This is a genomic window from Variovorax soli NBRC 106424 (genome assembly GCF_001591385.1).
In the GTDB taxonomy this organism is placed as follows: domain Bacteria; phylum Pseudomonadota; class Gammaproteobacteria; order Burkholderiales; family Burkholderiaceae_C; genus Variovorax; species Variovorax soli.
In genome coordinates this window covers 1-3,462 of the sequence record NZ_BCUU01000194.1, presented here as the reverse complement: position 1 = coordinate 3,462, position 3,462 = coordinate 1, and the positions used below count along the sequence as shown (strand labels likewise).

Here is a 3,462-nt window from a genome sequence, read left to right as displayed (position 1 = left end):
CAGCGCCAGCAGCGCGCCGGCCACGGCGCCGCCCACCGGCACCAAGGGCGATGCGGTCCAGGTGAACTCGAACACATAGCGCGCCAGGCCCCAACCCAGCGCCGAGGCCACGATGGCGGCCAGCAGCCCCGCCAGCATGCCCACGCCCGCCAGCTCGGCGCGCTGCACCTGGCGCAAGAGGCTGGCGCGCGCGCCCACGGCACGCATGATGGCGAATTCCCTCGCCCGCTCCTCGCGCGTGGCGCTCACCGCCGCGAACAGCACCACCAGCCCCGCGGCCAGCGTGAAGCCGAACAAAAACTCCACCGCGCGGATCACCTGGTCCAGCACGCGCTGCACCTGGCCGATGGTGGCGCTCATGTCGACGTTGGTGATGTTGGGAAAGGCGCGCACCAATGCGTTGTCGAAGCCATTCTTCTCGGGGGCGCGGAAGGCGCCCATGTACGTCACCGGCACGTCGGGCAGGTTGGCCACCGTGTACATCACGAAGAAGTTGGCGTGCAGCGAGCCCCAGTCCACCTTGCGCAGCGAGGTGATGCGCGCGTCGCTCTGCTGGCCGCCGATGTCGAAGCGCAGCGTGTCGCCCAGCTTCATGCCCAGCGTCTGGGCCAGGCCCTCTTCCACACTCATCTCGCCGGCGGCGTTAGGCGTCCAGCGGCCGGCCACGATGCTGTTGTGCGGCGGCGCCTCGGCGCTGTTGCTCAGGTTGAACTCGCGGTCCACCAGGCGGCGGGCGCGGTCGTCGGCGTAGTCGTCCGGCGAGACGGCCTTGCCGTTGATGGCGATGAGCCGCCCGCGGATCATGGGGTACCAGTCGTACTTGCTCACGCCGGCCTCTTGCAGCGCCTTCTGGAAGGCCTCGCTCTGGTCGGGCATGACGTTGATCACGAAGCGGTTGGGCGCATCCGGCGGCGTGGCGCGGCGCCAGCTGGCCACCAGGTCGGTGCGCAGCAGCACCAGCAGGATGAGCGCCAGCAGCCCGACGGCCAGCGCGCTGACCTGCACCACCGCATACACCGGCCGCGCCGAGATCTGGCGCGTGGCCAGCACCAGCCAGCGCGGCGCCGTGCTTTCCTTGACGCTGCGGCGCAGCAGCTTCACCGCGAGCCAGCTCAGCAGCGCGAACACCGCCACCGCGCCCATGAAGCCGCCCACCGCGATGAGCCCCAGCTTGAGGTCGCTGCTGGCCGCCAGCAGCAGCGCCGCAAAGCCCGCCACGCCCACACCCAGCACGGTGAGCGAGGCCGGCTTGAGCCCGCCGACGTCGCGCCGGATGACGCGCAGCGGCGGCACCTGCGCCAGCTGCAGCACCGGAGGCAGGCCGAAGGCAAAGAGCAGCGTCAGGCCCATGCCCAGCCCGAAGGCCACCGGCCACAGCGTGGGCGCCGGCAACGCGCTTTCCACCAGGCCGGCCAGCAGCAGCACGAAGACGTAATGCACGACAAAGCCGATCAGCACGCCGGCCGCGCTTGCCACCAGGCCGATGAGCGCGAACTCGAAGGCATAGGCGCCGGCGATGGTGCGCTGGCTCTGGCCGAGCACACGCAGCATGGCGCAGTCGTCCAGGTGGTTGGCGGCAAAGCCGCGCGCGGCCAGCGCCACCGCCACGGCCGACAGCAGCGCGGCCAGCAGCGCCACCAGGTTGAGGAATTTCTCGGCGCGGTCCAGCGTCTGGCGCATTTCGGGTCGGCCGCTTTCCAGCGACTCCAGCCGCGCGCCGCGCATCTCGCCATTCTTGAGCGCCGCGTCGGCCCAGTCGTTGAAGGACTTCACCGCCCGCTCGTCTCCCGCCACCGCAAAGCGGTAGCGCACGCGGCTGGCCGGCTGCACCAGGCCGGTGGCGGCCACGTCGGCCTGGTTGATCATCACGCGCGGCGCAAAGCTCATGAAGCCGGCGCCGCGGTCGGGCTCCAGCACGATGATGCGGCCGATGCGCAGGGCCGAATCGCCCAGCAGCAGCTTTTCGCCCAGCTTCAGGCCCAGCGATTCGAGCAGCGGGCCGTCCACCCACACCTCGCCGGGCGGCGGAATGTCCTGTGTCGGCTGGCCGGTGTCGCCGGCCTGGGTGCTGGTCTGCAGCTTGCCGCGCAAGGGGTAGCCGGCCGCCACCGCCTTCAGGGCCACCAGCTTGGTGGCGCCGCCCTGCGCGTCGTCGGCGCGGGCCATGGTCGGGAAGTTGTAGTTGCTGGTGCTCTGCAGGCCCAGCGCGCGGGCACGGTCGATGAAGTTCTGCGGCGTGGGGTTGTCGCTGGCCAGCACCGCGTCACCGCCCAGCAGCTGGCGCGCGTCGCGCTGCAGCCCGCCCTTGAGACGGTCGGCGAAGAACCCTACGGCGGTGAGCGCGGCCACCGCCAGCAGCACCGCCACCATCAGCAGGCGCAGCTCGCCGGCGCGCAGGTCGCGCCAGAGGGTTCGCCAGCCCAGGCGCCAGGCGGAAGACGCGGACGAAGGGGTGGTGTTGGTGCTCATGGGCGCGGACGTTAACCGAACTGAGAATGGACCTTCGCGCCGCACAGGAATTGCGGCGGCGCGCCCATTCAAGACAAGGAGACTGGCTCATGCCCGAATTCAGCACGCTGCGCATCACCCAGGATGCCGGCAACCCACGCGTCGCCCGCCTGCTGCTCAACCGGCCCGAACGCCTGAACGCCATCAACGAAGACACGCCGCGCGAGATCCGCGCCGCGGTGGAATGGGCCAACGGCGTGGACGAGGTGCATGTGATCGTGGTGGAAGGCGCCGGCAAGGGCTTTTGCGGCGGCTACGACCTGAGCATCTTCGGCCAGGGGACCATCGACCACCCGTGCCAGCAGGAGGGCTACCCGTGGGACCCGATGCTCGATTACGCCTACATGAAGCGCAACACCGAGGACTTCATGAGCCTGTGGAAGAGCCCCAAGCCCACCATTGCCAAGGTGCACGGCTACGCCGCCGCCGGCGGCAGCGACATCGCCCTGTGCTGCGACCTGCTGGTGATGGCCGAGGACGCGCGCATCGGCTACATGCCCACCCGCGTGTGGGGCTGCCCCACCACGGCCATGTGGACCTACCGCCTGGGGCCGACCCGCGCCAAGCAGCTGATGTTTACCGGCGACACCATCGACGGGCGCACCGCCACCGACTGGGGGTTGGCGAACGAGGCGGTGCCGCTCGACCAACTGGAAGCAGCGACGATGCGCCTGGCCAGCCGCATTGCCGGCGTGCCGCGCAGCCACCTGGCCATGCACAAGATGGTGGTGAACCAGGTGATGCTGAACATGGGGCTGGAGCAGTCGCAAAGCCTGGCCACCATCTTCGACGGCATCACGCGGCACAACCCGGAGGGGCTGTGGTTCAGGCGGTATGCGCAGGCGAATGGGTTCAAGGCGGCGGTGGAGTGGCGGGATAGTGGGAGGGCGATTCCGGAAGGGGATGAGGCGCGGGGGATGATCGGGCGGATGGGGGATGCGGGGAAGGCTTGAT

General features: G+C 70.0%; 2 protein-coding genes. One reads left to right on the top strand and one right to left on the bottom strand.

All coding sequences use genetic code 11. The features are described from left to right. Positions 1–2,469 (bottom strand): ABC transporter permease (locus tag VSO01S_RS26150; protein WP_068645673.1); only part of this gene is annotated, 2,469 nt, incomplete at its 3' end. Positions 2,470–2,558: 89 nt separating this feature from the next. Here VSO01S_RS26150 and VSO01S_RS26145 point away from each other — a divergent pair. Further along, the gene (locus VSO01S_RS26145; protein ID WP_068645672.1) at positions 2,559–3,461 is read left to right on the top strand and encodes a crotonase/enoyl-CoA hydratase family protein; all 903 of its coding nucleotides are present in this window, start codon (positions 2,559–2,561) and stop codon (positions 3,459–3,461) included. Position 3,462 lies beyond the last annotated feature (1 nt).

Coding starts and splice junctions, on each gene's coding strand:
- VSO01S_RS26145 (WP_068645672.1), top strand. CDS start 2,559: ATGCCCGAATTCAGCACGCTGCGCATCACCCAGGATGCCGGCAACCCA.